This is a genomic window from Caulobacter sp. GW821-FHT11E11 (assembly GCF_058808315.1).
In genome coordinates this window covers 208,475-233,082 of record NZ_JBXARO010000009.1, presented here as the reverse complement: position 1 = coordinate 233,082, position 24,608 = coordinate 208,475, and the positions used below count along the sequence as shown (strand labels likewise).

Below are 24,608 nucleotides of genomic sequence, written 5' to 3'. Positions count from 1 at the left end.
GTTGATCTTAGAAAAGATCAGGCGTCCGGGAAGCCACCTGTCTGCCTCAAGGCTTCGCCCAGGGCCATGGCGGCGGTGGTGGCGAGATTCATCGAGCGGGTTTCGGGGCGGATCGGGATGACGATGCGGCCCTGGACGACGGCGTGGACCTCGTCCGGCGCGCCCTTGCTCTCGTTGCCGAACAGCAAAGTGTCTCCGGGTGCGAATGAAAATCGATGGAAAGGCGTCGCCCCGCGAGTCGTGAAAAGCAGCAGGCGGCCCTCCTGGCGCTCAGGCGCGGCGAGGAAAGCATCCCAGCTGTCATGGCGCTTGAGATGCGCCAGGGGCCCGTAATCCAGGGCCGCGCGCTTCAAGCTCTTATCGTCCAAGGGGAAACTGCAGGGCTCGATCACGTCCAGCCCGACGTCGAAACAGGCTGAAAGCCGGATCGCCGCCCCGACGTTTTGGGGAATGCCTGGTTGAAAAAGTGCGATACGCATAATAAGCGAACCAACCACAAGGGCAGCAGGGGCTTTGCCGGGAATCGAAAGGGCTTGCGGACTTCGTCCGCGCGTCCGATACGACGATCCGACCGCTGCCTTGTGGCGGAGATCCGCATGCGGGTCGAGCAAGATATGGCGTCGAAAGGCGCTTCTCCAAGCCGGTCGCTTCCGCGACCTGCGGAATTAAGGGGTGACTAGGTGGCCGACACCGCCGTGGGCGCAACGACCGAGCCGGAACACGGGAGCGATCCCTCCCGGCGCGACTTTATTCACATCGCCGCGATCGCGGCCGCCGCCGGCGGCGCCGCGACTCTGGTGTGGCCGTTCATCGACCAGATGAACCCGTCCGCCGACACGCGGGCCCTGGCCTCGACCGAGTTCGACCTGACCAAGGTCGCCGAGGGCCAGCAGGTCACGATCAAGTGGCGCGGCAAGCCGCTCTTCGTGCGTAACCGCACCAAGGCGGAAATCGCCAAGGCCGTGGCCGACGACAGCGCGTCGATGAAGGATCCGGCGACGGACGCCTCGCGCGTGAAGCCCGGCAAGTCCAACTGGCTGATCGTTGGCGGCAACTGCACCCACCTGGGCTGCGTGCCGACCTTCGGCGGTGGCGAGTATGGCGGCTGGTTCTGCCCGTGCCACGGCTCGGTCTATGACACCTCGGGTCGTATCCGTAAGGGCCCCGCGCCCCTGAACCTGGTGGTTCCGGAGTACGCCTTCCTCACCGACACCAAGGTCAAGATCGGCTAAGCGAAATGAGCGGACATTCGACCTATCAACCCAAGACCGGTATCGAGCGCTGGCTCGACGCCCGTCTGCCGATCATCCGTCTGGGCTACGACTCGTTCGTCGACTACCCCACGCCGCGGAACCTGAACTACTGGTGGACCTTCGGCGGCATCCTGTCGCTGTGCCTGGCCTCCCAGCTGATCACCGGCATCATCCTGGTGATGCACTACAATCCGAGCGCTCAGGGCGCCTTTGCTTCCGTCGAGCACATCATGCGCGACGTGAACTACGGCTGGCTGATCCGCTACATGCACGCCAACGGCGCGTCGATGTTCTTCATCGCCGTCTACATCCACATGCTGCGCGGCCTGTACTACGGCTCCTACAAGGCGCCCCGCGAAGTGCTGTGGCTGCTGGGCTGCGTGATCTATCTGCTGATGATGGCCACCGCCTTCATGGGCTACGTCCTGCCCTGGGGCCAGATGTCGTTCCACGGCGCCGTCGTCATCACCAACCTGTTCGGCGCTCTGCCGCTGGTCGGCGAAAGCATCACCACCTGGCTGTGGGGTGGCTTCGCGGTCGACAACCCGACCCTGAACCGCTTCTTCTCGCTGCACTACCTGCTGCCCTTCATGATCGCGGGCGTCGTGATCCTGCACATCTGGGCCCTGCACGTGGTTGGCCAGAACAACCCGACCGGCGTGGACCCCAAGTCGAAGGCCGACACCGTTCCCTTTACGCCGTACGCGACGGTGAAGGACGGCTTCGCGATGAGCGTCTTCCTGATCCTCTTCGCCTTCTTCGTCTTCTACATGCCCAACGCGCTTGGCCACGCCGACAACTATGTCGAGGCCAACCCGCTGGTGACGCCGTCGCACATCGTTCCGGAATGGTACTTCCTGCCGTTCTACGCGATCCTGCGCGCCGTGCCGGACAAGCTGATGGGCGTGCTGGCCATGTTCGGCGCCATCGCCTGCCTGTTCGCCCTGCCGTGGCTCGACACCTCGAAGGTGCGCTCGATGCGCTACCGTCCGACCGCGAAGATCTATTTCGTGTTCTTCCTGGTGGCCTGCATCATCCTGGGCTTCTGCGGCGCCAAGCTGCCGGACGATCCGGTGATCCCGCACCTGACCACGTTCCAGCTGGGCGGTTCGGACCTGAACAGCTTCGTGTGGCTCAGCCGCGTGGCTTCGCTCTACTACTTCGCTTTCTTCCTGGTCGTTCTCCCGGTCCTGGGTCTGGTCGAAAAGACCCTGCCGGTTCCGGACTCGATCGCTTCGCCGGCCCTCTCGGCCGACGCTCACAAGGGTTGATCCCGATGCTCCGCAAACTCTCGGTTATCGCGGCGGCGGCGGGTCTCCTGGTCGTCGGCGCCGCCGGCCCGGCCCTCGCCAATGGCGGGGCCCTGCCGGCCAAGGAAGTGCACTGGTCGTTCGAAGGCCCCTTCGGCAAGTTCGACCAGGCGCAGCTGCAGCGTGGCTTCAAGGTCTATCGCGAAGTCTGCTCGGCCTGCCACTCGCTGAAGCTGGTCTCGTTCCGCAACTTCGGTGACAAGGGCGGTCCGTTCTACAGCGAGAAGTATCCGAACTCGAACGACAACCCGTGGGTCAAGGCGATCGCCAAGGACTACGAGGTCGCCGACATCGACTCGGAAACCGGCGACGCCATCAAGCGTCCGGCCACCAGCGCCGACCACTTCCCGTCGCCCTTCGCCAACGAAGCCGCGGCCCGCGCCTCGAACGGCGGCGCCCTGCCGCCGGACATGTCGCTGCTGGCCAAGGCCCGCGAAGAAGGTCCCGACCACATCTATTCGGTCGTGACCGGCTACGTGGATGCGCCGAAGGGCCTGACGGTCCCGACCGGCGGTCACTACAACCCGTACTTCCCGGGCGACCTCAGCTCGTCGTGGCACGGCGATCACAAGCACGTCCCGCCGGGCGGCTTCATCGCCATGGCCCCGCCGCTGAAGGCCGGCCTGGTGACGTTCGACGACGGCACCAAGTCGACCCTGGACCAGCAAGCCAAGGACGTCTCGGCGTTCCTGATGTGGGCCGCCGAGCCCAAGCTGGAAGAGCGCAAGCAGACCGGCTTCGCCGTTCTGATCTACCTCGTCCTGCTCTCGGGCCTGCTGTACGCCAGCTACAAGACGGTCTGGAAGAACGAGTCGCACTAAGCGGCATTGTTCCAGAGCTGAAGTTCGAAGGGCCCGGTGGAAACACCGGGCCCTTCTTCTTTGTGGGTTACAGCGCCAGCCGCCAGCAGAGCAGCGGCCCATCCTCATCGTCGACCCGCTCGCCCACGACCTGGAAGCCGTTGCGGGCCAGCACGGCCTGGGAGGCCAGGTTGTCGACCGAGGTCTCGGCGGTCAGGGCGTGGACGCGGTCATCCGCTCCAGCCCAAGCCGCCAGGTCGGTGACGGCGCGGGTGGCGACGCCTCGGCCCTGCCGCGTGGGCGCGACGCCGTAGCCGATGCGCAAGCTGCGGTCGGCGGCGTTGAGCGGCTGGGTCGGCGAGAGCAGGCCGACGATCTCGCCATCCTCGACGATCATCCAGGCGGCTGGGCTGAACACCAGCCGGATGCCGTCGGCCAGCTGGGCCAGCATGGCCAGCACCTCCGGCGGAGCCAGGGGGCTGTCGCACAGGCGATAGGGGGCAGGGGCCTCGCCGCGCAGCAGGGCGGCGAAGTCTTGGGTCTTGGCTTCGATGAGCATTCTTCAAAGTCTCGGTAAGGCATGCGCCGCGATGGGCGCGATAGACCGAGCGGCGGACGTCAGGCGTGCGGGCTCGCGTCGCCGCTGCGGCGGCTGCTGGCGATGGCGACGACGATCAAAGGCGCTCTCCTGCGTCTGAGCGTCCAGCCATAGCAAGCTCAGGGGGCGACCGACAAGGTTCGGGCGTCGGCGGCCAGGCGCAGGCGGTGGCGGCCCCACAGGCCCGTGCCCAGGGTCCCGGCCACGCCCTCGGGCAGGTCGTCGGCCAGGCTGGCCGGCACGTTCTGGGCCAGCACCCCGCCGATCGACAGGGCGCGCAGGCGGGCCGGGGCCTTGTGGCGGGCGCCGTTGTCGAGCTTGCCGGTCGCCGTCGCCCCGCGCGTCGACAGCCGCGCCATGGCCTTGGAGGCGGTGTCGATCGCGAAAGCGCCTCGCAGGGCCGTGGGGCCGTCGCTGACGCCTGCGACGATGGTCGGCAGGCCCTCGACCACCTCGACCGGCAGGACGACCTGACGGCGCGCGCGCCAGGGCTGGTCGATGCGGATCCGGCAACGGGCGAAGTCGATCTCGACGCTGTGGCCGGCCAGGACGTCCATGCCGATCACGCCGGCGATCGGGGTGACAAAGCCCGCGCCCCGCGCGTCCAGGTCGGCGACGCGGACCGCCACGGCCGGCGTCTTCAGCCCGGCGACCTCGACGGATAGCGGCAGCTCAGGTTCGGTGATACCGGTCATCTGGGCCTTGGTCTCGTGCAGCAGCGTGCGCGGCGCCGACAGGTCGATGACGTAGTCGCCGGCCATGTCGCCGATCACCGCCGGGGCGACGACGGCCCCGTTCTCGAACCAGCACGCCGTCTCGCCCGCCCGCGCCGCGCCGGTCAGGCACAGGGCGAGGCTAACGGCGAGGAACGGAACGCGACGGGACATGCGACGCAGCCTAGCTCAGCCGTGACGGTTACGCGACGATCTCGACAGATCCGCAGAACGCCGTTCATCATGTCGTCGGGCTGGGGGCGACAAGCATGGCGAACGAGCACGATCCGGAGCGTGAGGCGCGCAGGCGACCGAACTGACGGTCCGTCAGCCCGCCTGCTTGCGGTCGGCCAGCTTGCAGGGCGCGCCGGCCTGGGCGGCCTCGGCGCAGGTCATCGAGCTGAGCGTCGCGGGCGAGCCGGGCGAGGGGTTGTCGACGATGTAGCCCTTGCCGTTCTTGCAGCGCAGCTCGTAGCGGACGATCGGCGGCGTCCCGCCCGAGCCCAGATAGGCGCCGTCGGCCACCTCGCAGTCGGGGGCGATCTTGGCGGCGATGGGGGTCAGACCCAGGGCCGGCTGGAAGTTGCCGCGCATCAGGCAGTACAGGCCGCGCGGCCAGGCCTTGCCCGCCGCCTCGGCCGAATCCTGGACGGCCAGGCAGTCCAGCGTCTGCGTCTCGCCGCCGTCCTTGCGGTTGATGATCCAGCCCATGGCGTCGCGGCAGACCAGCTCGTAGCTGGGGACCTTGGAGGGCTTGTCCGACAGCTCGGCGGCGTCGGTCACGTCGCACGGGATTTTCAGCTGCGTGGCCAGTTCCCGCGCCATCTTCACCTGCATCGGATTGCCCGACTCGCGCGGCTTGATCCGAGGGCCCGACTTCTGGGTCTTCAGGAAGTCTATGTCCTTCATGTTCTGGCGGGGCGGCGGCGGCGGCGGCATGTAGCCCCCGAACTGCGCGAGGGCCGGCGCGACCCCCAAGGTCAGAACCGCGATGACGCCCAGAACGGCGTTGCGAATGATCCTATGCATGAGCCTGCTCGCCTTCCCCTAAGGTTGAGCAGATTGAGCCGCTATCTGCGTTCGGTCAACCGATGCGCGCTGTCAGGCCTCGGCTCTCGCGCCGCCCGAGCGCTGGAACAGCTGCAAAGTGCGCAGCAGCGACAGGCGGGCGCTGTCGGGATGGTGGCCGCTTGGGGCCACGAAGGCGTGGCCGGCGTCGTACAGGTGGATCGGCATCTCGGGATGCGTCTCCCGGATCGCCTCGACGTCTGCCAGGGGGATCATGCCGTCGGTCTTGCCGAAGTGCAGGATGGTCGGGACCTTGGGTGTCTCGTCTCGATAGGCGACGATGTCGCCGCCATAGAAGGCCGAGACCGCCGACAGGCCCTCGCAGCGGCAGGCCGCCAGCCAGGCCGTGGTGCCGCCGTAGCAGAAGCCCATGGCGAACACCGGACCCTCCAGCGCGCCGATACAGGCCTGGACGCGGGGCAGGGTCGAGACGCCCCAGCCGGTCGCCTTGCCCATGGCCATGCGCGCATCGAGGATCGAAGGCGTGGTGTCCTCGGTCGGGAAGTCGGCGTCGGCCGCGTCCATCAGGCTGGGGGCGATGACCTCGTAGCCCTGGTCGGCCAGGCTGTCGGACAGGGCGCGGATGTGCGGGGTGACGCCCCAGATGGCGTGCAGCATGACGATCCCGCCACGCCGCGCTTCCTGCGGCGGGGCGTGATAGGCGGCGAATGGCGCGCCGGTCTCGCGGCACGCCAGGGCGATGCGTTCACCCATGGGCGCCGGCCCCATGCTCGGCGAAGAACTCGACCGTCCGCTGGCGCGACAGCTCGGCGTCGGCCAGGTCGCTGTCAGGCCGGCCGTCATTGTTGAAGCCGTGGCCGCTGTTTTCGTAGACGTGGATCGGAACCTCGGGATGGGCGGCCCAGATCGCGGCCTTGACCTCTTCGGCGGGGATGTGGGGGTCCTTAGCGCCCAGGTGGACGATCACCGGCGCGTTCAGGGCGAACTTGGCCATGCCGGCGACCTGGCCGCCGTAGTAGCTCGAAGCTGCCGACAGCCCCTCGGTGCGCGAGGCCGCCAGCCAGGCCATGGTGCCGCCGTAGCAGTAGCCGACGATGAACACCGGCCCGCGATCCTTCAGGAAATCGATGCAGGCCTGGATGTCGCCCATGGCGTTGTCGGGACCGTTGCCGACCGCCAGTTCACGCCCCCGCGCGAAGCCGGCCTCGTCATGCAGGGCGGTGAAGCCCTTCTCGCCACGATCGAACATCGAGGGCGCGATGACCTCGAAGCCCTTGGCCGCCCAGCGCGCCACGTCCTCCTGGACGTAGCGGTCCAGGCCGAAGATCTCCTGGATCACGATCACCCCGCCTTTTCGCGCGCCTTCAGGCTGGGCGTGCAGGGCGACGAAGCCAAAGCCGTCATGGGCGGCGGTCAGGGTGATGGTCTCGGACATCGTGGACTCCCTTGAAACTAGCGGCATCCAAAGGGCGTGAGGACGGCTGGGTCAAGCCGCCTCGCTCAGATCTCACGACGCGAAACGCGGGTGAAAAGGTGCGGCGCGCGGCGATGGATGGCGACCATCAGCTGGCGATTAGAGAGTTCCAGGCCGTCGATCGGGATATCGACCCGCCGATCGCTTCTTTCGCCCGGTTTCCAGTCTGGCCTGGTGAGCCTAATGAGCAGGAAGGGCGCCTCATCGTTCTCGGGACCCTTGATATCCGCCGAGACGATCTGGTCCCAGCGCGTAAAGGACAACGGATCGCGCCGCGTCTCGCGCCAGCTCAGGCCGTCGGCGGCAAGGATCAGGCGCGGGGCAGTGTCGCAAAAGCTCGGAATAGCGATGACAGCCGATGCCGCGGCCAGGGCAAGAAACACTGGCCAGAGATCACGCTTGAGCAGCGCGCCGCCGATCATGAACAGCAGGAAGAAGCCCAGCCGCGCCGCCACCTGCACGCGCGATGGTCGAACGACGATCGAGGCCGGGGCGCCGTCGTTCATTGCCCGACCCACATCGGCCGGGCCGTCATGCGTAGCGCCTCGATCAGGCCGAGGCGCCGCATGTCTTAGACGTTGAAGCGGAAGTGCATCACGTCGCCGTCCTTGACGACATATTCCTTGCCTTCGGCCCGCATCTTGCCGGCTTCCTTGGCCGGGCCTTCGCCACCCAGCTTGACGAAGTCGTCATAGGCGATGGTCTCGGCGCGGATGTAGCCCTTCTCGAAGTCGGTGTGGATGACGCCGGCTGCCTGCGGGCCGGTGTCGCCGACGTGGATGGTCCAGGCGCGGGCTTCCTTGGGGCCGACCGTGAAGTAGGTCTGCAGGTCCAGCAGCTTGTAGGCCTCGCGGATCAGGCGGTTCAGGCCCGGCTCTTCCAGGCCCAGGGTTTCCAGGAACTCGGCGCGTTCCTCGGCGTCCAGCAGGGCGATTTCGCTCTCGATCTGGGCCGAGATGACGACGCTCTTGGCGTTGTCCTTGGCCGCGCGTTCGGCGACCAGATCGCTGTACTTGTTGCCCTTGTCGGCCGAGCCTTCGTCGACGTTGCAGACGTAGAGCGCCGGCAACGAGGTCAGCAGCTGCAGCATGTGCCACGCCTTCTCGTCATCGGCGTCGATCTTGGCGGCGCGGGCCGGGCGGCCTTCGCGCAGCAAAGCCAGGGCGATGTTGGCCAGGCGCAGGGTGTTGGCGCTTTCCTTGTCGGCGCCGACCTTGGCGCGCTTCTCAAGGGCGGGGACGCGCTTTTCCAGGCTTTCCAGGTCGGCCAGCATCAGCTCCATCTCGATGATCTCGAGATCGCTGATCGGGTCGATGCGGCCCTCGACGTGGACGATGTCGCCGTCCTCGAAGCAGCGGGCCACGAAGGCCACGGCGTCGCAGTCGCGGATGTTGGCCAGGAACTGGTTGCCCAGGCCTTCGCCCTTGCTGGCGCCGCGCACCAGGCCGGCGATGTCGACGAAGGTGATCCGGGCCGGGATGATTTCCTTGGAGCCGGCGATCTTGGCCAGGGCGTCCAGGCGCGGCTCGGGCACGGCGACTTCGCCGGTGTTGGGCTCGATCGTGCAGAACGGATAGTTCGCGGCCTGGGCCGACGCCGTCTGGGTCAGGGCGTTGAACAGGGTGGACTTGCCGACGTTGGGCAGGCCGACGATGGCGACTTTAAGGGCCATGGAACTCTCGTGAATTTCGTTGGCGCGCGCTTAGCACGGATGGCCGTGAAAGGCGAACGCGCCGGTCCCCCGAGAGTCGTCCAGCGTCAGCCCAGGCGCGCGACGCGCGCGACCGATTTACCGTGGAAGGCGCAGGTCAGCTTGGCCTCGATGCAGGCGCTCATCGCGGCGAACGCCTTGTCAGCCCCGCCGTGAGCCGGGAGGGTGATGGTCGCCTCGACCATGCCTTGGGCGTCGCGCGGGGCGATGTTCAACTGGGCCTTCATGGCCTGCGTCGCCGGAACGGCCTGGGCCACGACCTTGTCGACCGGACCCTTCATGACGATGCGGGCCGGGGTGCGGGTCTCGGTCGCCGTGCAGGCGGCCAGAAGACCGAAGGCGGCAATCACGGCCAGCGCCTGAAAGCGGTTCATGGCGTCCCCTCCCAATATCGTTGGCTGAAGAGTGTTACCGCTATCGCGATCTGTAAAGCGCTTTCTCAACCCTGGGTGATCGTGATGGCCGCGAGGACTTGCAAGAACTGCAACCAGACCTGATATCAATGCGCGAAAGGAGCTTCCCCATGAGCGTTCGCCCCGTCCTGAAGATCGTCAAAGGCCAGCCCGCCTCGGATGGCGACGGCGTGCGGCTGACCCGCATGCTGGGCACCGCCGAAGCCCAGATGTTCGACCCGTTCCTGATGCTGGACGCCTTCGACAACGACCAGGCGTCCGACTACATGGGCGGCTTCCCCGACCATCCGCATCGCGGCTTCGAGACCGTGACCTACATGCTGGAAGGCCGGATGCGTCACAAGGACAACACCGGCCGCGAAGGGGTCATCGGCCCCGGCGGCATCCAGTGGATGCGGGCCGGCAAGGGCATCGTCCACTCCGAGATGCCCGAGCAGGCCGAGGGCCGCATGCGCGGCTTCCAGCTGTGGGTGAACCTGCCGGCCAAGCTGAAGATGAGCGAGCCGGGCTACTCCGAATTCGAGAGCGACGCGATTCCGGTCGAGGCGCGCGACGGCGGCGTCACCGTGAAGGTGATCTCGGGCGTGACCGATGGCGGCACGACGGGTCCGATCGGCGGCGGCGCCGTCGACGCCCTCTATTTCGACGTCGTGCTGCCGGCCGGGACCCTGTTCGAGGAGCCGGTCGGCGACGATCGCAACGCCATGCTGGCCGTCTATGAAGGCCAGGTCCGCGTCGCCCACGACACAGTCGACGCGCTGTCGGGCGTGTTCCTGGGGACCGGCGACACCGTCCGTGTGGAGGCCGTCACCGATGCGCGCGTGCTGCTGCTGGCCGGGCGTCCGATCCAGGAGCCGGTCTTCTGGCACGGTCCGTTCGTGATGAACTCGCGCGAGGAGATCGTGCAGGCGTTCGAGGACTTCCAGCGCGGGCGGTTCTAGGCCCCAGCAGCCATCGACCGCGCTGGCGCGGGCGCTTCTAGCGGATGTCGACGGCGCTCTCGAAATAGGCCGTGGGGCTGCCTTCGGCGTGGGCGACGATCGCCACCTCGAAGGCCTTGCCGTCGTCGAGCGCCAGATGGACACGGCCACGCTTGAAGGCTTCGCGCATGGCCTCGGGCGAGCCGGTCAGGCCGCCCTTGGCCGAACGCAGGCCTCGGTTGTCGAGATAGTGCAGCGAGAAGGTCACGGGATGAACTTCGCGCGCGATCGTCAGTTCGCCTGCGCCGGTGTGCGGCGGCTTGGGGGGTCTTGCCATGCGTATAGAACGCATGAGCGGCGCTTTAGCCCCAGCGAAAGCTGTGGATGAAGGAGAAGGCGCGGCCCGGCGTTCGTCGGGGGGGGGCGTGTAGCCGGGCCGCTGGCGTCCCCAGGGCCACGAAGGGCGCTGTCCGGACGCTAGTAGAAATCGCCGAAGCGCGGTCGGTTCCCGAGGATCGATCGTTCAGCGGTTCGCCTCCACGAACGCCGTCACCCGGTCGGCGAAGGCCTTGGGTTTTTCCAGGTACATGAAGTGCCCTGTCACCGGGACGGTCTCCAGCTTGGCGCCCGGCACGGCGGCGGCCACTGCCCGGGCCTGATCGAAGACGTCCTGGATGTCGACCTCGCCGACCAGCACCAGGGTCGGGGCGTGGATCTCGGCCAGGCGATCCTTGGCGTCGGGGCCGGCGCGTTCCAGGTTGCGGCCGGCGCCGCTGAGGTTCTGCGGATTGGCCTTCAGCAGCGCCACGACGCGGGCGCGTTCGGCGTCGGCGGCGGGCGAGAGGATGTAGGGGTCCTTCGCCGCGCCCTCCAGATTGCCCATCTTGAGCAGGGCGACCAGCTTCAGCGAGCGGGCGATGAAGCCGGCCGAGGGCTTGAAGCCGCTGACCCAGGGGCCGGCCAGCACCAGGCCGTCGACGGCGTTCGGATGGGCCAGGGCGACGTCCACGGCGATGCCGCCGCCGGCCGAGGAGCCGACCAGGGTGGCGTGCGCGATCCCCGCCGCCTTCATCACCGCCGCGACGTCGTCGACCGAGGCGAAGGGCGTGGTGGCAGCCGGTGTCGCGCCATAGCCGCGTCGGTCGTAGCGCACGACCTTGAAGCGCTGGCACAGCAGCGGCCAGACGTCGTCATAGGCGGCCGAGTGGAGGATGCCGTCGTGCAGCAGCACGATGGCCTTCGGGCCGTCGCCACAGGTCTCGTAGGCGATCTTGCCGCCCTCGGCCTCGGCGAAGGTCTGGGCTTGAGCGAGGCTGGCCCAGAACACCAGGCAGCCGGCCGCGATCGCCCGAGCGGGCGTTGAAAGTCTCATGGCGTGTCTCCGGAAAAGGCGCCGTCAGCCGGCGCGTTGGATGTCCTGCTCCGCCGTGTCGGGCGGCTGTTCGGGCTGGTATTCCAGGATGTCGCCCGGCTGGCAGCCCAGGAAGTCGCAGATGGCTTCCAGGGTCTCGAACTTTACCCCCTTTACCTTGCCGGACTTGAGCAGGGACAGGTTGGCGTCGGTGATCCCGATGGCGCGGGCCAGCACGTTGGAGCGCACCTTGCGCCTGGCCAGCATGACGTCGAGGCGCAGGACGATGGGCATCAGACGAAGGCCTCCCGGTCTTCTTCGATCTCGCGGCCTACTTGCATGACCTGTCCGATCACGAAGACCAGCAGGCCCAGCACGAAGGCCTGGACGCTGGCCATGTGGGCCCAGTTCTTGTCGATCTCGTAGCCGGTGGCCGCCAGGACCAGGTGGCACAGGAACGGCGAGACGGCGTAGGCGCAAAGCCAGCCCCCGACCCGTCCGAAGCGGCGCGCCTGGTCTGGTGAGAACACCTCGCCCCGCGCATAGCCGGCGAACAGGGACCGCAGGCTCCAGAAGATCATCAGGATCGGCGTGGCCCGCGCGATGCCGACCCCGACATAGACCAGGCGATGAACGAGAGGCAGGGACCCGAACGCCACCGAGTTGGGCGGGCCTTCGCCGATGTAGCAATTGTCGGGACCGATCCGGACCAGCTCGCCCTTGTAGAACAGCATGGCCGCGATCGCCGTCGCCAGGATCAGGGCCGACAGGGCGAACAGGCCGGTGAACAGCCAGACCGCCGCGCGGCTGCCCAGCCGTACGCGGCGTTGGGCCAGCGTCTCGGGCGGCGGCTGCGCCGAGGCGCGATAGAGCGGCTTCAAGTGCAGGACGGTAGCCATGGCGTCTCTCCTGCCGCCACATTCAATTTTAAAAAACTTTCTGTCAAACGATATGTTGACGGTATGGGTTCGGCGTCGGTCGAGCCTCGACATTGACAACAATTCTACATTTAGCTAAATGACTAATTATGAGCCAGGTGTTCAAGGCCCTTTCCGATCCCACCCGCCGCCGCGTGCTGCAGCTGCTGCAAGCCGGACCGATGAGCGCGGGGGAGCTTTGCGACCATTTCGGCTTCTCCAAGCCAACCATGTCGGCGCACTTCGCGGTGCTGAAGGAGGCCGACCTGGTGCATGCCGAGAAGGCCGGCAAGTCCGTGATCTATCACCTGAAGCTGTCGGTGCTGGAAGAGGCGCTGCTGGGCTTCATCCACTCCTTCGGCGGCCTCGCTGAGGCGCCGGAGCCTCAACCCAAAGCCAAGCCGGAGATCGTGCGATGAAGAAGGATGTGATGTCCGGCCTTGCCTGGGCCGGTGGCATGATCGCCCTCGCGCTGGTCGCGACCGTGGCGCGCAAGCTGGGCTACATCGACGGGGAGACGGTAACGCGGGTCGTCGGCGTCAACGGTCTGATGATCGCGTGGTATGGCAACCTGATGCCGAAGACGTTCGTCCCCAGCCATGCGGCGCGCCAAGCCCGACGGATCGCGAGCTGGTCGCTGGTGCTGAGCGGGCTGGTCTATGCCGGCCTGTGGGCGTTCGCGCCGATCCCGGTGGCGGTCGCCGGCGGTTGTGGCGCGATCGTGATCGGGATCGCGGTGACGATCGGCTATTGCCTGGGCCTGCGCGGCGCGGCCAAGACGGCCTAGCCTACGCGACCGCCGACGCGGCGAAGTCGCGCCAGGTCTTGGCTTCCTTGCGGAAGTGGCTGTGGGTCTTGGCCAGGCGCTTGTCGATCTCGGCCAGCTTCTCGCGGGCCTCGGCCTTGCGACCGGTGCGGGCCAGGAAGACGGTGTAGCGGGCGATGCCCTCGAAGCCCGGAAAGTGGTCGGCGGCCCAGCTCAGCGCGGTGTCGGCCTGCTCCTCGCGACCCAGGGCGTGATAGACGCGGCCCAGGGCCAGCATGGTGTGGGGCGTGCGGCCGGCATTGGGCGTCTCGCCCAGCTTTTCCAGCAGCGGCAGGGCGTCGTTCGGGCGGTTCAGCTCGATCAGGGCGTTGGCCCGGCCCAGCAGCAGCTGCGGGTCGTCGGCGTACATGCCCGTCAGGCTGTCGGCGTAAAGCGTCTCGGCCTCGGCGTGCTTGCCAAGCTCGGTGGCGGCCACGGCCATGCGGACGCGGTTGGCGACGGTCGGCGCGTCCTCGACGGCCCGGGCGGCCTCGCGGTACTCGCGCTGCGGATCCAGCGCCTTGCGGGCGGCCGCGCCGACATTGCGCGCGGTCTTGCCGCCCCAGAACTGCGGCCCCAGCACGGCGACCAGATAGACGACCCCGCCCACCGGCTGGAAGGCCAGGATGATCCACAGCCAGTACATCTGCTGGCCCGTGCGCACGGCGTGAACGCACAGCGCGATCGAGAACAGCATCGACAGGCCCAGCAGGGGCAGCGGGAGCGAGAACATGTCTGGCTCTTTGTCTCGACCTGAGCCGGTCGTCAATCGTCCTTGGCCGGCTTCCTGGGATCCGCCTTCGGCGCGGGCGCCAGGCGCATCACTTCGGCCTGGTAGCGCTCGTCGTCGCCCACGGCGGCGAAGGGCAGGGCGTCGGCGATGGCGTCCAGCATCGGGTCCAGCCACTGGTGCTCGACCTTGTGGAAGTCGCCCAGCACATAGTGCATGACCGCGTCCTTGTGGCCCGGATGGCCCACGCCGATGCGGCCGCGGCGGAAGGCGTCGCCGACCTGGCTGGTCACCGAGCGGATGCCGTTGTTGCCGGCCGCCCCGCCGCCGGCCTTCATGCGGAAGCGGCCCGGGGCCATGTCGATCTCGTCGTGGAAGACGATCACGTCGGACGGGGCCAGCTTGAAGAACTTCATCGCCTCGCCCACGGCGCGGCCGCTCTCGTTGTAATAGGTCTTGGGCTTGAGCAGCAGCAGCTTGACCACGCCGTCGGGGGTCGAGACCTGCCCCTCGCAGGCCAGGCCCTGGAAGCGCGCGCGCCACGGTCCGGCGCCCCACTTCCGTGCGAGGGCGTCGACGGCCATGAAGCCGACGTTGTGACGGTTCTTCTCGTACTTGGACTCGGGATTGCCCAGGCCGGCGAGGATCAGCATCGCGTCTTACTCAGCAGCTCAAACGAAAACGGGCGGACCCGAAGGCCCGCCCGCTTCTTAGATCGGTTCGGAGACCCGACCGAGAGGCGATTAGCCTTCGGCGGTGGTGTCGCCAGCGCCCGACTGGGCGGCCGACGAGGCCTTCAGGGTCGCGATCACGAAGTCACGGTCAGTGGCCGGCTTCACGCCTTCCGGCAGCTTCACTTCCGAGATGCGGATGGTGTCGCCGATGTCGTGCGAGGCCAGGTCGATGACCAGCTCTTCCGGGATCTGGTCGGCCGGGCAGGCCAGTTCGACGACGTGACGGATGACTTCCAGCGAGCCACCCTTCTTCATGCCGATCGAGGTTTCGTGGTTCTTGAAGTGCACCGGCACTTCGATCTTGATCAGCTGGTGCTCGCTGACGCGGAACAGGTCGAAGTGGACCGGCTCGTCGGTGACCGGGTGGAACTGGATCGCCTTGGCGATGACCGATTGCTTTTCGTCGCCGTGTTGCAGGGTCACCAGGTGGCCCAGCAGCTTGCCGGTGTACAGCGACTTGCGGAATTCGTTGATCTTCACGGCGACGTTCACCGGGTCCTTGCCGCCACCGTACAGGGTGCCGGGGACCTTGCCTTCGCGACGGACAGCGCGGGCCGCGCCAGTGCCGGCGCCTTCACGGACTTCAACGTTCAGAATGATCTCGGCCATTGTCGTATCTTTCTAGAGAGCCGTACGCTCTCTGCTGCGACCCGGCGCCTATGGCTGTATTGCCACGCTCGCCAGCGTCTTTTTAGGGTCGCGCTACATACACAAAAGGGCCGGGCGACGCAACGCCCGGCCCTTTCGGCTCGAATTCGGCTGAAATCAGCCCTTCTTCTTGGCTGCGGTCTTGGCCTTGCGCGAGTTGGAGCCGGCGCCCTTCACGGCGATCGATTCCTTGACCGGCAGGACGCGCGGCGGCTCGGGCGGCAGGCTCGCGCCGGCGGCCTTGACCATGCAGGCGCCGGTGTCGATCAGGATGTGCTGACCCAGGCAGAAGATGTCCTCGTAGTGCGGCTTGGACACGGCCAGGCACTGGTAGAGGTTCAGCTTGGCCATGTTCAGACAGTTGGCCGTGCCCGGGTCGTTGCTGATCGCGTCGATGGAGGCCAGGTTGTTGTCGCCGGCCGCGCCCAGGGCGGCCAGGGCGGCCACGGCCAAGCCGCGGATCACGACGGGCTGGTAGGGCGCGGGGGCCGCGCGAGGCGTCAGGCCCAGCGACTGGCCGCCGATCGAGGCCTGCTGCAGCACCGCCACGTCGCCGCTTTCGGCCAGGGCCGGGGTGGTCGACAGGCTCTTGGCGGAAGCCAGGCGGCCGTCGCGATCGACGACCGAAGCCTTGGACCAGGACGACTTCTGGACGTCATAGGCCGACTGCTTCACGGCCTTGCCGGCCATGTAGACCTTCAGGCCGTCGCCGCCGATCTGGTCGATGATCAGGCCGGCGGCGCTGTCGGCGCCCTTGAACACGGCCGCGTAGGACGGGTTGGAGATGATGTTGTTGATCATCTCCTGCCGTTGGGTCGGGTTGGCCGCCACTTCGCGCACCGAGGCGACGAAGGTCGGGTCCTGCAGGGCCAGGACGGCGGCATAGGCCACCGCGCCGTTCATCAGCGACTTGCTTTCGTAGGCGGCGCCGACCTTCAGCGAGGCCTGGATCTGCTCGCCGTTCTGGAAGGCGGGCGAGACGGCGCCGGCGCGGGCCATGTAGCCGCGGAAGGCGCTGGCGCGCTCGACCACGTTCGACGACAGCGTGATCGGCGGCGGCGGCGCGGGGGCCTGGACGACCGGCGGCGGCGGCGGGGGCGGCGGAGAGCTACAGGCCGCGACCATAGCGGCCAGCGCCACGGCGGCCGTCGTCAGGACGACCCGCGTACGCGAAAAGGAACGCATTTTTCCGAACTTCCCCATCAAGTCTTGGCGGCGCCAATAGCACCGCGTGCAGGCGACATTGTGACTGTCGCCCCGTTAACCAGACTTTTACAAGCGGGGCCGTGCGCGAGGCGAGTAGGCCCGCCCCCGCACACCAACCAGCGGTTAGTCGAACAGCTTGGAAACCGACTCTTCGTTGGCGATGCGGCGGATGGCTTCGCCGATCAGCGGGGCGCACGAGACGTAGCGGATCTTGGGGCAGGCCTTGGCCTGGTCCGAAGCCTCGATCGAGTCGGTGACCACCAGCTCGGTCAGGACCGAATTGGCGACGCGATCGGCCGCTGCGCCCGACAGGACGCCGTGGGTTATGTAGGCGCTGACCGATTTCGCGCCGTGGCTCATCAGAGCCTGGGCGGCGTTGCACAGGGTGCCGGCCGAGTCTGCGATGTCGTCGAACAGGATGCAGCGGCGATCCTTGACGTCGCCGATGATGTTCATGACTTCCGACTGGCCCGGGCCCGAGCGGCGCTTGTCGACGATGGCCAGGTCGGCGTCGTCCAGGCGCTTGGCCAGGGCGCGGGCGCGGACCACGCCGCCGACGTCCGGCGACACGACCATCAGGTCCTCGCCCATCGGGTAGTTCCGGCGGATGTCCTCGGCCATCAGGCGCGAGGGCAGCAGGTTGTCGGTCGGGATGTCGAAGAAGCCCTGGATCTGGCCGGCGTGCAGATCCATCGTCAGGACGCGGTCGGCGCCCGAGCGGGTGATCAGGTTGGCGACCAGCTTGGCCGAGATCGGCGTGCGGCCGCCGGTCTTACGGTCCTGGCGGGCATAGCCGAAGTACGGCAGCACGGCGGTGATCCGCTTGCCCGACGCGCGCTTCAGGGCGTCGATGCAGATCAACAGCTCCATCAGGTTGTCGTTGGCCGGGTAGCTGGTCGACTGGATGACGAAGACGTCCTCGCCCCGCACGTTCTCGTCGATGGTGACGAACACCTCGAGGTCGGCGAACCGGCGCACCTGGGCGCGGGTCAGCGGCATGTCGAGATATTCCGCGATCGCCTGGGACAGCGGGCGGTTGGAGTTGCCGGACAGCAGCTTCATGGGGATATCTCGGGGGTGGGGGTCGGCTGTTGCGGGGCTTCTAGCAGTGATCGCCCCAGGCACAAGTGTTAACGGCCAGACTTTTTCGCTTCCGTACGCGGAGTATCGGCCGCGTGTCCTTTGAGCCTCACGCATTCGGCCCATATCCGCCCGACGATACACGCATATCCGCTCATCCCCGCGAAAGCGGGGACCCAAGCTGAGGTTGGGATTTGAACTCGGCCGCTGATCACGTTCCGGCGCCGCTTGGTTTCCCGCTTTCGCGGGGATGAGCGGTGGAGGGGGTTAGGCCTCCAGCGTGATCGCCGACAGCAGGCGGCCGTAGTCGCCCTCGTTGTTCAGGAAGGCGCGGCGGTTGGAGAAGAACCATTCCTCCTCGGCCCGGGTGTCGCGGCCGACCCATTCGCGGCGCTCGACGCCGGCGGTCTCCAGGCGGTCCAGAACGAAAGACGGCAGGTCGAAGAAGCGTTTGTCCTCGGCCGCGCCCGGCTTGAAGAACCGGCCCGAGCCGGGGCAGTCGGCCTCGAACTTGTGCAGGAACTCCAGGCCCACCTCGTAGGACTTGGGGCCGATGCAGGGACCGACAACGCCGGTGATGCGCTCGGGCTTGGCGCCCAGCTCGACCATGCAGTCGACGGCGGCCTGGACGACGCCGTCCAGCGCCCCGCGCCAGCCGGCATGGGCGGCGGCCACGATGCGAGCCTCTGGATCGACCAGCAGCACCGGCGCGCAGTCGGCCGCCAGGGCGCCGCAGATCACGCCCGGCGTGCGGGTCACCACCGCGTCGCCCTGCGGCCGGACATCGCCCCACGAGCCGTCGGCCTTGATCGCGATGGTCGAGTGGATCTGGTAGCAGGTGTTCAGGTCTTCCGGATCGCCGCCGAACCAGGCCGCGGCGCGGGCGCGGTTCTCGACCACGTCGGCCGGATCGTCCTTGCTGCCGCGCCCGACGTTCAGGCTGTCGTAGATCCCCGTCGAGGTCCCGCCCTTGCGGGTGAAGAACGCGTGTTTCACCCCCGGCAGGCTGGAGAGCAGCGGCGACTGGATGGTCGGCAGGTCGGGCTTCTTGACGGTCATGTCGCGTCCTCGAAGAGGGGGGGCGAAAGGTCGGGCGCGGTCAGGCACGCGACCTTGAACAGAGCGCCCATCTGCGCCTCTCCGACCAGACGATCAAGCTGTCTTGCGACCTGGTCGGCGCGATCGGGGCGAGCGCTAGCCAACGCCTGGGCGCGGGCCTCGATCCCCAGCGCCAGCAGGAACTCGCGCTGCGTGATGACGGGGCCGGCCTTGGCGCCGGTCTCGCGCGCGGCGGCGACCACGGCCGGGAAATCGGCCCAGACGGTTAGGTCGGCCAAGCCGGCGGTCTTCAGCGGATCGACCTTCTGGTGGTTCTGCAGCGCCTGCAGGGTGTCGCCGGCTTCCGGTGCGGCGCGACCATAGTCGACCAGCAACGCTGCGCCGCCGTCCGTGACCAGGCGATGGGCGATGTCCGAGGCCAGGGCGGCCTGGGCGGGGGAGGATTCGACGATGCTCCCTTCCGGCTGCACGGGCAGGTCAGGAATGGGGGTGTCGGCCGACTTGCCGAGGCCTCGCAGCCCGAACGCCAGCTCGCCATCCTCGCCCAGCCCGATCACGCGCTCGGCCCAGCCGTCCTTGGTCCGCGCGAACTGGCGGGCGGGCAGGCAGTCCAGCAGCTCGTTGGCGATCAGGATCATCGGCGCGCCGCCGGGGATCTCGTCCAGCCGGCCGACCCAGCGGGGCGCATCGCCCAGCTTTGCGGCCTGCTTGGCCTTCAGAGGCGCCGAAACCTCGACCAGCCACACCTGCGCGGCTTCCAGGAACGCCGGCTCCAGCCGTCCCGCCCGCAGCAGGTCGCTCATCAGCGTGCCGTCGCCCGGACCCATCTCGACCAGGCGGAACGGCGCCGGTCGGCCCATGCGCGTCCAGGTCTCGATGGCCCACAGGCCGATCAGCTCGCCGAACATCTGGCTGACCAGCGGCGCGGTGATGAAGTCGCCGCCGGCCCCCCCAAGACCGCCCAAGGCGGGGCGCATGGCGTAGTAGCCGTCGCGCGGGTCGTGCAGGCAGCGGGTGAAGAACTCGGGAACGCCGATCGGTCCGTCCTGGGCGATCTGCGCCTTCAGGCGATCAAGCAGGCTCATGGGCCTCGACGGGTTCCTTCAGCGCCTTCCACATCAGCCAGCCGCCGACCAGGATCATCGGGGTCGACAGCAGCATCCCCATGGTCAGGCCCAGCGGGAAGTTGGGCATGCCCAGGTCGGGGTTGCGGACGTTCTCCAGCGACAGCCGGAACAGGCCGTAGGCGATCAGGAAGGTCGCCACGATCGCGCCGCGCCGCTGCAGCCACTTCAGGCGGTAGACGCAGAAGGCCAGGATCCCGAACAGCAGCAGGCCTTCCAGCCCCGCCTCGTACAGCTGGCTGGGATGGCGCGGCAGCGGGCCGGCGGCGCAGATGTGCTGCGGGTGATTGGCCTTCAGCGTGTCGTTGCAGAAGATGATGCCGAACGGCCCGTCGGTCGGGCGACCCCACAGCTCGCCGTTGATGAAGTTGGCGATGCGGCCAAAGAAGATGCCGATCGGCGCGACCGGGGCGATCAGGTCGCCCAGCTTCAGCACGTCGATCTTCTGCTGGCGGGCGAAGAACCAGATCGCCGCGCACACGCCCAGGAAGCCGCCGTGGAACGACATGCCGCCTTCCCAGACCTTGAAGACGTCCAGCGGATGCCCCGCCAGCCAGATCCGCTGCTCGTCGTTCATCAGCATGTAGAAGAGGATGTAGCCGATGCGTCCGCCGACGATGATGCCCAGGGTGATCCACAGCACCAGGTCGTCGATCTGCAACGGCGTGGCGGTCGGCGCGCGGCCGCCCCACAGGCTGCTGTTGCGCGTCATCCGGATGGCGAAGCGCCAGCCCAGCAGGATCCCCGCCACATAGGCCAGGGCGTACCAGCGCAGGGCCAGCGGCCCCCATTGCAGGGCCCATGGACCGATGTGAACGATCGGATCGATATCGGGGAAGATCACGCGCTCGGACTCCGTGCGGGACACATGGTCGCACTCCTATAGCCTTGGGACTTCGCTTTCATCCACCGTTTCCCATATAAGAGATGCGCGCCCACCCTCGGGCCTCTCGGAACCGCGATGCACAGCCAGAACCCCTTCCTCGACGAATTCGCCAAACTGACCCAGGCGGCCATGGGCATCGCCCAGACGGCCGGCGAGGAGGCGAAGACCGCGATGCGGGCCCAGGCCGACCGTCTGGCCGCCGAGTTCGACCTGATCCGCCGCGACGATTTCGAAGCCCTGAAAGCCGAGGTCGCCGCCCTGCGCGAAGAGGTCGCCAGCCTGAAGGCGGCCAAGAAAACCCCGGCCAAAAAAAACGCGGGTTCAGGCGAGTAGCCGAATCACCGCTCGCTCGCGACGTGAAGCGGGTTGAGACGAACGCAACGAAGCAGATTAGTGTCCCCTGGTACGTGAGCGATTCATGGCGGGGGTAACCCCCGCCGTCGCGGGCGGGGACGTAGGTTTTTCATGGACACCCAACCGGAAGACGACGACGTCCTGATGGCTCTCGATCCCCTCGAGGTGGTCGAACATGTGCTGTCGGCTGAAAATCTCACCTTTGATCGCACCGAAGACGGTGACCTGGCGTTCGCGCTGAAGGGCGACTGGAAGGACTACGAGCTGTGGTTCGCCTGGCGGCCCGAGGCCGACTGCCTGCAGCTTTGCCTGTCGCTGGACCTGCGCGCGCCAAAGAGCAAACGCTCCAACGCCTATGAGCTGCTGGCCCTGATCAACCAGCGCGTCTGGCTGGGCCATTTCGAGGTCTGGACCGAGGACGGCGAAGTCGTGTTCCGCCACGCCCTGGCCCTGCCGGCCGGCGAGCGCCCGTCCATGTCCCAGGCCGCCTCGATGATCGACGCGGCGGTGGAAGCCGCCGACCGCTTCTTCCCGGCCTTCGAATTCCTGCTGCAAGGCGCCAAGACCCCGGACGAGGCGATGGCCGCCTGCATGTTCGAGACGGTGGGCCAGGCCTGATACGCGCCTTGGCCCTTGGCCGAGACGTTTTCGAAGCTTAAGGGGCTCCGGCGAGACATCGTCGGAGCCTTTTCCATGACCCCCATCCTTCTTCTCGGCGCCGGACGCATGGGCGGGGCTCTGGCCGAGGGCTGGCGCGACGCCGGCGCCTTTTCGGCCGCCGACCTGCTCATCCGTGATCCGAACGTCGACGCCGCCGCCTTCGAAGGCGCGGTGGTCAATCCGGCGCTCGAAGGGCTGGGCGCGGCCAAGACCGTGCTGCTGGCCGTGAAGCCGCAGATCTGGCGCGAGGCGGTCAAGGACGTGGTTCCGCACTTGGCGCCCGACGCGGTGGTGGTCTCGATCGCCGCCGGGGTGCGCGCGGCGGATATCTCCGAGGCGTTCGGCGGCCGGCGGGTGGCGCGGGTGATGCCGACGACGGCGGTGGCGATTGGGCGCGGGACGGCGTCGATCTTCGCCGAGGATGCGGATGCTCGCGCGGCGGCTCACGCGCTGTTCGCGCCGGTGGCGACCGTGGTCGATCTGCCGAACGAAGACCTGATGCACGCGGCGACCGCCGTCTCGGGCTCGGCCCCGGCCTATCTTTACGCTTTCGTCGAGGCCCTCGAGGCTGCCGGTGCGGCTCAAGGCCTTAACGCGGCAGACAGCGCCAAGCTCGCCCGCGCCACGATCATCGGCGCGGCCGCCCTGATGGAGCGCGGCGGCGAGGAGCCGGCCGAACTGCGCAAGCAGGTGACCTCGCCAGGCGGCACGACCGCGGCGGCGTTGAGCGTGCTGATGGGCGAGGGCGGGTTCGGCGACCTGCTGCCCAAGGCGCTGGACGCGGCGGTGGCGCGTTCGAAGGCGCTGGGCGGCTGATCGGCATGGGATAGGGTTGTCTCGGGGCGCGCCTCGGCTCATCTGTTTGTCATGACCGCCGAAACCCTAGACCGCGCCGCCGACGCCGCCCTGGCCCTCGCCGCCGACAAGGCCTGGCCCAACGTCTCCCTGCGCGACATCGCCGTCCGCGCCGACCTCCCGTTCCCCGACCTCTACGCGGCCGCCTCCAGCAAGCCCGCCGTCCTCGCCCACCTCTCGGCCCGCTTCGATCGCGCGGCCCTCGGCGTCGACTACCCGGAAAACTCCGAGGCCCACGATCGCCTATTCGACGCCGCCATGGCGCGCCTGGAAGCCATGGAGCCCCACCGCGCCGCCCTGCTGGCCATCGCCAAGTCCGAAGGCCCGCTAGCCTCGGCCGCTCGCTTCCCCCGCATCGCCCGCGCGATCCTGGAAGCCGCCGGCGTCCCCGCGACCCCGCCGCGCCTCCTGGCCATGACCGCCGTCTGGGCCCGCGTGGTCCAGGTCTGGCGCGACGACGAAGGCGCCCTGAACCGCACCATGGCCGAGCTGGACAAGCGCCTGAAGCAGATGGCCGAGCGGCTCGCGAAGATCGGGGCCGGGTTCTAGCCCGGCAGCCGGATCAGGGCCCTCAGCCCCCCCATCATCGACCGCGACAGCACCAGGTCCCCGCCAAGCCCGCGCGCCATGTCCCGTGCGATGGCCAGGCCCAGCCCCACGCCCTTCTCGTTCTGGTTCCTGCTTTCGTCCAGGCGCGAGAACGGCTTGAAGGCCTCTTCGTACCTGTCCTCGGGGATCCCCGGCCCGTCGTCGTCGACGGCGATCTCGACGCCGCCGGTGAGCCTGGCCGTGGCGGTGACCCGCACGCGGTCGGCGTGGGCGACGCCGTTGTCGACCAGGTTGGCCAGGGCCCGGCGGAAGGCCAGCGGGCGCAGCCGCGCCTCCAGCCCCCGGGTGATCTCGGTCTCGATCATCGCGCCGCTGCGCTCGGCCTGGGCGACCACGTCCTCGACCAGCTCCGACAGATCGACCACCCGCGCGTCCTCGCCGCCCTCGCCGCGGGCGAAGGCCAGGTACTCGTCGATCATGTGCTCCATTTCGGAGAGGTCGCCCTTCATCGCCTCCAGCTGCTCGCTGGGCTCGGACATGGCCATTTCCAGCTTCAGGCGGGTCAGGGGCGTGCGCAGGTCGTGGCTGACGCTGGCCAGCAGGGCGGTGCGCTGCTCGATATGGCGGACGATGCGGGCCTTCATGGCGATGAAGGCGTAGGCGGCCTTTCGCACCTCGCGCGCGCCGTGCGGCTTGAAGTCGGGATCCTCGCCCCGGCCGAAGGCGTCGGCGGCGTCGGCCAGGCGCTCGATGGCCCGCACCTGGTTGCGGATGAACAGGATGGCGATCGCCGTCAGCAGCATGGTCGCCACCACCATCCACAGGATGAAGATGTGCCCTTGCGTGGCGTAGGCCCGGTCGCGCAGGGCGTAGATCTGCAAGACCCCGCCCGGCACCTGCACGCGGATGTCGATATAGGCGGTGTAGCGGGTGGTATCGAACCAGAACGGGTTGTCGAGCCGGTCCTCCAGCGCCCGGTCCAGCGAGCGGTCCAGGGCCGCGAACAGCGAGGGGCGGTGGCTGGTCGGCAGCTTCCGGCCCGGCTGGAAGGCCAGCGACAGCGACATCGAGTCCTCGGCCCGCTTGGCCAGCTTGTCGACGGCGGCGGGGCTGGGATCGTCCTCGTAGGACTGCACGGCCCAGGCGATGTCGCCGGCCAGGCCCTCGGACAGACGCGAGGTCACCGCCTGCCAGTGGGCGTCGAAGAACGCCCAGGTCACGGCGATCTGCATCACTGCCACCGGCAGGATGATGATCAACAGGCTGCGCCCGAAAAGGGTGGTGGGCAGCAGGCGCTTGAGCGGGCGAGGGATGTGGAAGCGGGTGCTGAGCGGCATGCCTAAATCCTCCCCCCAGCGGGGGAGGTGGTCCGAAGGACCGGTGGGGGAAGACTACATCCCCTATGCCGGCCGACTTCTCCCTCCGTCGG

At 68.0% G+C, this 24,608-nt stretch carries 32 protein-coding genes; 10 read left to right on the top strand and 22 right to left on the bottom strand.

Annotated elements, in window-relative coordinates; genetic code table 11:
• Window positions 1-17: 17 nt before the first annotated feature.
• Window positions 18-479 carry a tRNA (cytidine(34)-2'-O)-methyltransferase gene (locus tag AC1RR5_RS22525; RefSeq protein WP_492925286.1) on the bottom strand — a complete coding sequence of 154 codons (462 nt, stop codon included), beginning with the start codon at window positions 477-479 and terminating at the stop codon, window positions 18-20.
• A 201-nt stretch (window positions 480-680) separates the two neighbouring features.
• On the opposite strand from AC1RR5_RS22525, the gene petA reads away from it, so the two are divergent.
• Genes petA through AC1RR5_RS22510 form a run of 3 tightly spaced genes read left to right on the top strand, consistent with a single transcriptional unit; the run spans window position 681 to window position 3,384 of the window.
• Window positions 681-1,232, top strand: a complete 552-nt coding sequence (petA, locus tag AC1RR5_RS22520) for a ubiquinol-cytochrome c reductase iron-sulfur subunit (protein ID WP_492925223.1) — start codon at window positions 681-683, stop codon at window positions 1,230-1,232.
• A gap of 5 nt (window positions 1,233-1,237) precedes the next feature.
• Complete coding sequence (locus tag AC1RR5_RS22515) at window positions 1,238-2,524, top strand: cytochrome b (RefSeq protein ID WP_454718006.1); 1,287 nt, start codon at window positions 1,238-1,240, stop codon at window positions 2,522-2,524.
• A 5-nt stretch (window positions 2,525-2,529) separates the two neighbouring features.
• Complete coding sequence (locus AC1RR5_RS22510) at window positions 2,530-3,384, top strand: cytochrome c1 (RefSeq protein ID WP_492925220.1); 855 nt, start codon at window positions 2,530-2,532, stop codon at window positions 3,382-3,384.
• Window positions 3,385-3,451: 67 nt separating this feature from the next.
• Here AC1RR5_RS22510 and AC1RR5_RS22505 read toward each other — a convergent pair whose 3' ends face one another.
• From AC1RR5_RS22505 to AC1RR5_RS22470, 8 genes are all read right to left on the bottom strand, one after another.
• Window positions 3,452-3,922 carry a GNAT family N-acetyltransferase gene (locus AC1RR5_RS22505; RefSeq protein WP_492925218.1) on the bottom strand — a complete coding sequence of 157 codons (471 nt, stop codon included), beginning with the start codon at window positions 3,920-3,922 and terminating at the stop codon, window positions 3,452-3,454.
• 158 nt (window positions 3,923-4,080) lie between these two features.
• Window positions 4,081-4,848, bottom strand: a complete 768-nt coding sequence (locus tag AC1RR5_RS22500; RefSeq protein ID WP_492925216.1) for a pepsin/retropepsin-like aspartic protease family protein — start codon at window positions 4,846-4,848, stop codon at window positions 4,081-4,083.
• Window positions 4,849-5,001: 153 nt separating this feature from the next.
• Window positions 5,002-5,703, bottom strand: coding sequence for a hypothetical protein (locus AC1RR5_RS22495; protein WP_492925214.1), 702 nt, complete (start codon window positions 5,701-5,703; stop codon window positions 5,002-5,004).
• A 72-nt stretch (window positions 5,704-5,775) separates the two neighbouring features.
• A complete protein-coding gene (locus AC1RR5_RS22490) occupies window positions 5,776-6,456 on the bottom strand; it encodes a dienelactone hydrolase family protein (protein ID WP_492925212.1) in 681 nt (226 codons plus the stop codon).
• On the bottom strand, window positions 6,449-7,138 hold the full coding sequence (locus AC1RR5_RS22485) for a dienelactone hydrolase family protein (protein ID WP_492925210.1): 690 nt from the start codon (window positions 7,136-7,138) through the stop codon (window positions 6,449-6,451). The genes AC1RR5_RS22490 and AC1RR5_RS22485 overlap by 8 nt, the downstream gene beginning before the upstream one ends.
• 65 nt (window positions 7,139-7,203) lie before the next feature.
• Window positions 7,204-7,683: a hypothetical protein gene (locus AC1RR5_RS22480; protein WP_492925208.1), complete on the bottom strand. Its 480-nt coding sequence runs from the start codon at window positions 7,681-7,683 to the stop codon at window positions 7,204-7,206.
• A gap of 65 nt (window positions 7,684-7,748) precedes the next feature.
• A complete protein-coding gene (ychF, locus tag AC1RR5_RS22475) occupies window positions 7,749-8,849 on the bottom strand; it encodes a redox-regulated ATPase YchF (RefSeq protein WP_492925206.1) in 1,101 nt (366 codons plus the stop codon).
• Between the two features lie 86 nt (window positions 8,850-8,935).
• Window positions 8,936-9,262 carry a hypothetical protein gene (locus AC1RR5_RS22470; RefSeq protein WP_492925204.1) on the bottom strand — a complete coding sequence of 109 codons (327 nt, stop codon included), beginning with the start codon at window positions 9,260-9,262 and terminating at the stop codon, window positions 8,936-8,938.
• 149 nt (window positions 9,263-9,411) lie between these two features.
• On the opposite strand from AC1RR5_RS22470, the gene AC1RR5_RS22465 reads away from it, so the two are divergent.
• On the top strand, window positions 9,412-10,242 hold the full coding sequence (locus tag AC1RR5_RS22465) for a pirin family protein (RefSeq protein WP_492925202.1): 831 nt from the start codon (window positions 9,412-9,414) through the stop codon (window positions 10,240-10,242).
• 37 nt (window positions 10,243-10,279) lie between these two features.
• Here the strand turns inward: AC1RR5_RS22465 and AC1RR5_RS22460 are convergent, their stop codons facing one another.
• The 4 genes from AC1RR5_RS22460 to AC1RR5_RS22445 all read right to left on the bottom strand — a co-directional run bounded on the left by AC1RR5_RS22460 (window position 10,280) and on the right by AC1RR5_RS22445 (window position 12,471).
• Window positions 10,280-10,558: a hypothetical protein gene (locus tag AC1RR5_RS22460; protein WP_492925200.1), complete on the bottom strand. Its 279-nt coding sequence runs from the start codon at window positions 10,556-10,558 to the stop codon at window positions 10,280-10,282.
• 186 nt (window positions 10,559-10,744) lie between these two features.
• On the bottom strand, window positions 10,745-11,593 hold the full coding sequence (locus AC1RR5_RS22455) for an alpha/beta fold hydrolase (RefSeq protein ID WP_492925198.1): 849 nt from the start codon (window positions 11,591-11,593) through the stop codon (window positions 10,745-10,747).
• A gap of 24 nt (window positions 11,594-11,617) precedes the next feature.
• On the bottom strand, window positions 11,618-11,866 hold the full coding sequence (locus AC1RR5_RS22450; protein WP_492925196.1) for a helix-turn-helix domain-containing protein: 249 nt from the start codon (window positions 11,864-11,866) through the stop codon (window positions 11,618-11,620).
• Entirely contained in the window at window positions 11,866-12,471 is a 606-nt protein-coding gene (locus AC1RR5_RS22445) for a DUF2975 domain-containing protein (protein WP_492925194.1), read from the bottom strand. The genes AC1RR5_RS22450 and AC1RR5_RS22445 overlap by 1 nt, the downstream gene beginning before the upstream one ends.
• A gap of 128 nt (window positions 12,472-12,599) precedes the next feature.
• Here AC1RR5_RS22445 and AC1RR5_RS22440 point away from each other — a divergent pair, with 128 nt between their 5' ends.
• Window positions 12,600-12,908 carry an autorepressor SdpR family transcription factor gene (locus AC1RR5_RS22440; protein WP_492925192.1) on the top strand — a complete coding sequence of 103 codons (309 nt, stop codon included), beginning with the start codon at window positions 12,600-12,602 and terminating at the stop codon, window positions 12,906-12,908.
• On the top strand, window positions 12,905-13,276 hold the full coding sequence (locus tag AC1RR5_RS22435) for an ammonium transporter (RefSeq protein WP_492925190.1): 372 nt from the start codon (window positions 12,905-12,907) through the stop codon (window positions 13,274-13,276). Before AC1RR5_RS22440 ends, AC1RR5_RS22435 begins: the two co-directional genes overlap by 4 nt.
• A 1-nt stretch (window position 13,277) precedes the next feature.
• On the opposite strand, the gene AC1RR5_RS22430 is transcribed toward AC1RR5_RS22435, so the two are convergent.
• From AC1RR5_RS22430 to lgt, 8 genes are all read right to left on the bottom strand, one after another.
• On the bottom strand, window positions 13,278-14,027 hold the full coding sequence (locus AC1RR5_RS22430; RefSeq protein WP_492925188.1) for a tetratricopeptide repeat protein: 750 nt from the start codon (window positions 14,025-14,027) through the stop codon (window positions 13,278-13,280).
• Window positions 14,028-14,059: 32 nt separating this feature from the next.
• A complete protein-coding gene (gene pth / locus AC1RR5_RS22425) occupies window positions 14,060-14,677 on the bottom strand; it encodes an aminoacyl-tRNA hydrolase (protein ID WP_492925186.1) in 618 nt (205 codons plus the stop codon).
• Between the two features lie 90 nt (window positions 14,678-14,767).
• Window positions 14,768-15,367 (bottom strand): 50S ribosomal protein L25/general stress protein Ctc, encoded by a 600-nt coding sequence (locus tag AC1RR5_RS22420; protein WP_492925184.1) that lies wholly within the window; start codon window positions 15,365-15,367, stop codon window positions 14,768-14,770.
• Between the two features lie 156 nt (window positions 15,368-15,523).
• Window positions 15,524-16,591, bottom strand: coding sequence for a hypothetical protein (locus AC1RR5_RS22415; RefSeq protein ID WP_492925182.1), 1,068 nt, complete (start codon window positions 16,589-16,591; stop codon window positions 15,524-15,526).
• Window positions 16,592-16,735: 144 nt separating this feature from the next.
• On the bottom strand, window positions 16,736-17,674 hold the full coding sequence (locus AC1RR5_RS22410) for a ribose-phosphate pyrophosphokinase (RefSeq protein WP_492925180.1): 939 nt from the start codon (window positions 17,672-17,674) through the stop codon (window positions 16,736-16,738).
• A 285-nt stretch (window positions 17,675-17,959) separates the two neighbouring features.
• Entirely contained in the window at window positions 17,960-18,751 is a 792-nt protein-coding gene (gene pgeF / locus AC1RR5_RS22405; protein ID WP_492925178.1) for a peptidoglycan editing factor PgeF, read from the bottom strand.
• Window positions 18,748-19,836 carry a class I SAM-dependent methyltransferase gene (locus tag AC1RR5_RS22400; RefSeq protein WP_492925176.1) on the bottom strand — a complete coding sequence of 363 codons (1,089 nt, stop codon included), beginning with the start codon at window positions 19,834-19,836 and terminating at the stop codon, window positions 18,748-18,750. Before AC1RR5_RS22400 ends, pgeF begins: the two co-directional genes overlap by 4 nt.
• Window positions 19,823-20,719, bottom strand: coding sequence for a prolipoprotein diacylglyceryl transferase (gene lgt / locus AC1RR5_RS22395; protein WP_492925284.1), 897 nt, complete (start codon window positions 20,717-20,719; stop codon window positions 19,823-19,825). Before lgt ends, AC1RR5_RS22400 begins: the two co-directional genes overlap by 14 nt.
• Before the next feature lie 117 nt (window positions 20,720-20,836).
• Here lgt and AC1RR5_RS22390 point away from each other — a divergent pair, with 117 nt between their 5' ends.
• From AC1RR5_RS22390 to AC1RR5_RS22375, 4 genes are all read left to right on the top strand, one after another.
• Window positions 20,837-21,094 carry an accessory factor UbiK family protein gene (locus AC1RR5_RS22390; protein WP_492925174.1) on the top strand — a complete coding sequence of 86 codons (258 nt, stop codon included), beginning with the start codon at window positions 20,837-20,839 and terminating at the stop codon, window positions 21,092-21,094.
• Window positions 21,095-21,226: 132 nt separating this feature from the next.
• Entirely contained in the window at window positions 21,227-21,733 is a 507-nt protein-coding gene (locus tag AC1RR5_RS22385) for a type III secretion system chaperone family protein (RefSeq protein WP_492925172.1), read from the top strand.
• 75 nt (window positions 21,734-21,808) lie between these two features.
• On the top strand, window positions 21,809-22,591 hold the full coding sequence (gene proC / locus AC1RR5_RS22380) for a pyrroline-5-carboxylate reductase (RefSeq protein ID WP_492925170.1): 783 nt from the start codon (window positions 21,809-21,811) through the stop codon (window positions 22,589-22,591).
• Between the two features lie 51 nt (window positions 22,592-22,642).
• Window positions 22,643-23,179, top strand: coding sequence for a TetR family transcriptional regulator (locus tag AC1RR5_RS22375; RefSeq protein ID WP_492925169.1), 537 nt, complete (start codon window positions 22,643-22,645; stop codon window positions 23,177-23,179).
• On the opposite strand, the gene AC1RR5_RS22370 is transcribed toward AC1RR5_RS22375, so the two are convergent.
• A complete protein-coding gene (locus tag AC1RR5_RS22370; RefSeq protein ID WP_492925167.1) occupies window positions 23,176-24,516 on the bottom strand; it encodes an ATP-binding protein in 1,341 nt (446 codons plus the stop codon). The two genes, AC1RR5_RS22375 and AC1RR5_RS22370, sit on opposite strands and share 4 nt — an antisense overlap.
• Between the last annotated feature and the right edge of the window lie 92 nt (window positions 24,517-24,608).

Excerpts from the sequence above, each read along its gene's own strand:
- AC1RR5_RS22505 (WP_492925218.1), bottom strand. The coding sequence starts at position 3,922 with ATGCTCATCGAAGCCAAGACCCAAGACTTCGCCGCCCTGCTGCGCGGC.
- pth (WP_492925186.1), bottom strand. The coding sequence starts at position 14,677 with ATGCTGATCCTCGCCGGCCTGGGCAATCCCGAGTCCAAGTACGAGAAG.
- AC1RR5_RS22410 (WP_492925180.1), bottom strand. The coding sequence starts at position 17,674 with ATGAAGCTGCTGTCCGGCAACTCCAACCGCCCGCTGTCCCAGGCGATC.
- AC1RR5_RS22435 (WP_492925190.1), top strand. The coding sequence starts at position 12,905 with ATGAAGAAGGATGTGATGTCCGGCCTTGCCTGGGCCGGTGGCATGATC.
- AC1RR5_RS22445 (WP_492925194.1), bottom strand. The coding sequence starts at position 12,471 with ATGGCTACCGTCCTGCACTTGAAGCCGCTCTATCGCGCCTCGGCGCAG.
- AC1RR5_RS22370 (WP_492925167.1), bottom strand. The coding sequence starts at position 24,516 with ATGCCGCTCAGCACCCGCTTCCACATCCCTCGCCCGCTCAAGCGCCTG.
- AC1RR5_RS22490 (WP_492925212.1), bottom strand. The coding sequence starts at position 6,456 with ATGGGTGAACGCATCGCCCTGGCGTGCCGCGAGACCGGCGCGCCATTC.
- AC1RR5_RS22465 (WP_492925202.1), top strand. The coding sequence starts at position 9,412 with ATGAGCGTTCGCCCCGTCCTGAAGATCGTCAAAGGCCAGCCCGCCTCG.
- AC1RR5_RS22460 (WP_492925200.1), bottom strand. The coding sequence starts at position 10,558 with ATGGCAAGACCCCCCAAGCCGCCGCACACCGGCGCAGGCGAACTGACG.
- pgeF (WP_492925178.1), bottom strand. The coding sequence starts at position 18,751 with ATGACCGTCAAGAAGCCCGACCTGCCGACCATCCAGTCGCCGCTGCTC.
- AC1RR5_RS22525 (WP_492925286.1), bottom strand. The coding sequence starts at position 479 with ATGCGTATCGCACTTTTTCAACCAGGCATTCCCCAAAACGTCGGGGCG.
- AC1RR5_RS22420 (WP_492925184.1), bottom strand. The coding sequence starts at position 15,367 with ATGGCCGAGATCATTCTGAACGTTGAAGTCCGTGAAGGCGCCGGCACT.
- AC1RR5_RS22495 (WP_492925214.1), bottom strand. The coding sequence starts at position 5,703 with ATGCATAGGATCATTCGCAACGCCGTTCTGGGCGTCATCGCGGTTCTG.
- proC (WP_492925170.1), top strand. The coding sequence starts at position 21,809 with ATGACCCCCATCCTTCTTCTCGGCGCCGGACGCATGGGCGGGGCTCTG.
- AC1RR5_RS22515 (WP_454718006.1), top strand. The coding sequence starts at position 1,238 with ATGAGCGGACATTCGACCTATCAACCCAAGACCGGTATCGAGCGCTGG.
- AC1RR5_RS22390 (WP_492925174.1), top strand. The coding sequence starts at position 20,837 with ATGCACAGCCAGAACCCCTTCCTCGACGAATTCGCCAAACTGACCCAG.
- ychF (WP_492925206.1), bottom strand. The coding sequence starts at position 8,849 with ATGGCCCTTAAAGTCGCCATCGTCGGCCTGCCCAACGTCGGCAAGTCC.
- AC1RR5_RS22510 (WP_492925220.1), top strand. The coding sequence starts at position 2,530 with ATGCTCCGCAAACTCTCGGTTATCGCGGCGGCGGCGGGTCTCCTGGTC.
- AC1RR5_RS22440 (WP_492925192.1), top strand. The coding sequence starts at position 12,600 with ATGAGCCAGGTGTTCAAGGCCCTTTCCGATCCCACCCGCCGCCGCGTG.
- AC1RR5_RS22500 (WP_492925216.1), bottom strand. The coding sequence starts at position 4,848 with ATGTCCCGTCGCGTTCCGTTCCTCGCCGTTAGCCTCGCCCTGTGCCTG.
- AC1RR5_RS22480 (WP_492925208.1), bottom strand. The coding sequence starts at position 7,683 with ATGAACGACGGCGCCCCGGCCTCGATCGTCGTTCGACCATCGCGCGTG.
- AC1RR5_RS22385 (WP_492925172.1), top strand. The coding sequence starts at position 21,227 with ATGGACACCCAACCGGAAGACGACGACGTCCTGATGGCTCTCGATCCC.
- AC1RR5_RS22455 (WP_492925198.1), bottom strand. The coding sequence starts at position 11,593 with ATGAGACTTTCAACGCCCGCTCGGGCGATCGCGGCCGGCTGCCTGGTG.
- AC1RR5_RS22470 (WP_492925204.1), bottom strand. The coding sequence starts at position 9,262 with ATGAACCGCTTTCAGGCGCTGGCCGTGATTGCCGCCTTCGGTCTTCTG.
- AC1RR5_RS22415 (WP_492925182.1), bottom strand. The coding sequence starts at position 16,591 with ATGCGTTCCTTTTCGCGTACGCGGGTCGTCCTGACGACGGCCGCCGTG.
- AC1RR5_RS22375 (WP_492925169.1), top strand. The coding sequence starts at position 22,643 with ATGACCGCCGAAACCCTAGACCGCGCCGCCGACGCCGCCCTGGCCCTC.
- AC1RR5_RS22400 (WP_492925176.1), bottom strand. The coding sequence starts at position 19,836 with ATGAGCCTGCTTGATCGCCTGAAGGCGCAGATCGCCCAGGACGGACCG.
- AC1RR5_RS22430 (WP_492925188.1), bottom strand. The coding sequence starts at position 14,027 with ATGTTCTCGCTCCCGCTGCCCCTGCTGGGCCTGTCGATGCTGTTCTCG.
- AC1RR5_RS22485 (WP_492925210.1), bottom strand. The coding sequence starts at position 7,138 with ATGTCCGAGACCATCACCCTGACCGCCGCCCATGACGGCTTTGGCTTC.
- AC1RR5_RS22450 (WP_492925196.1), bottom strand. The coding sequence starts at position 11,866 with ATGCCCATCGTCCTGCGCCTCGACGTCATGCTGGCCAGGCGCAAGGTG.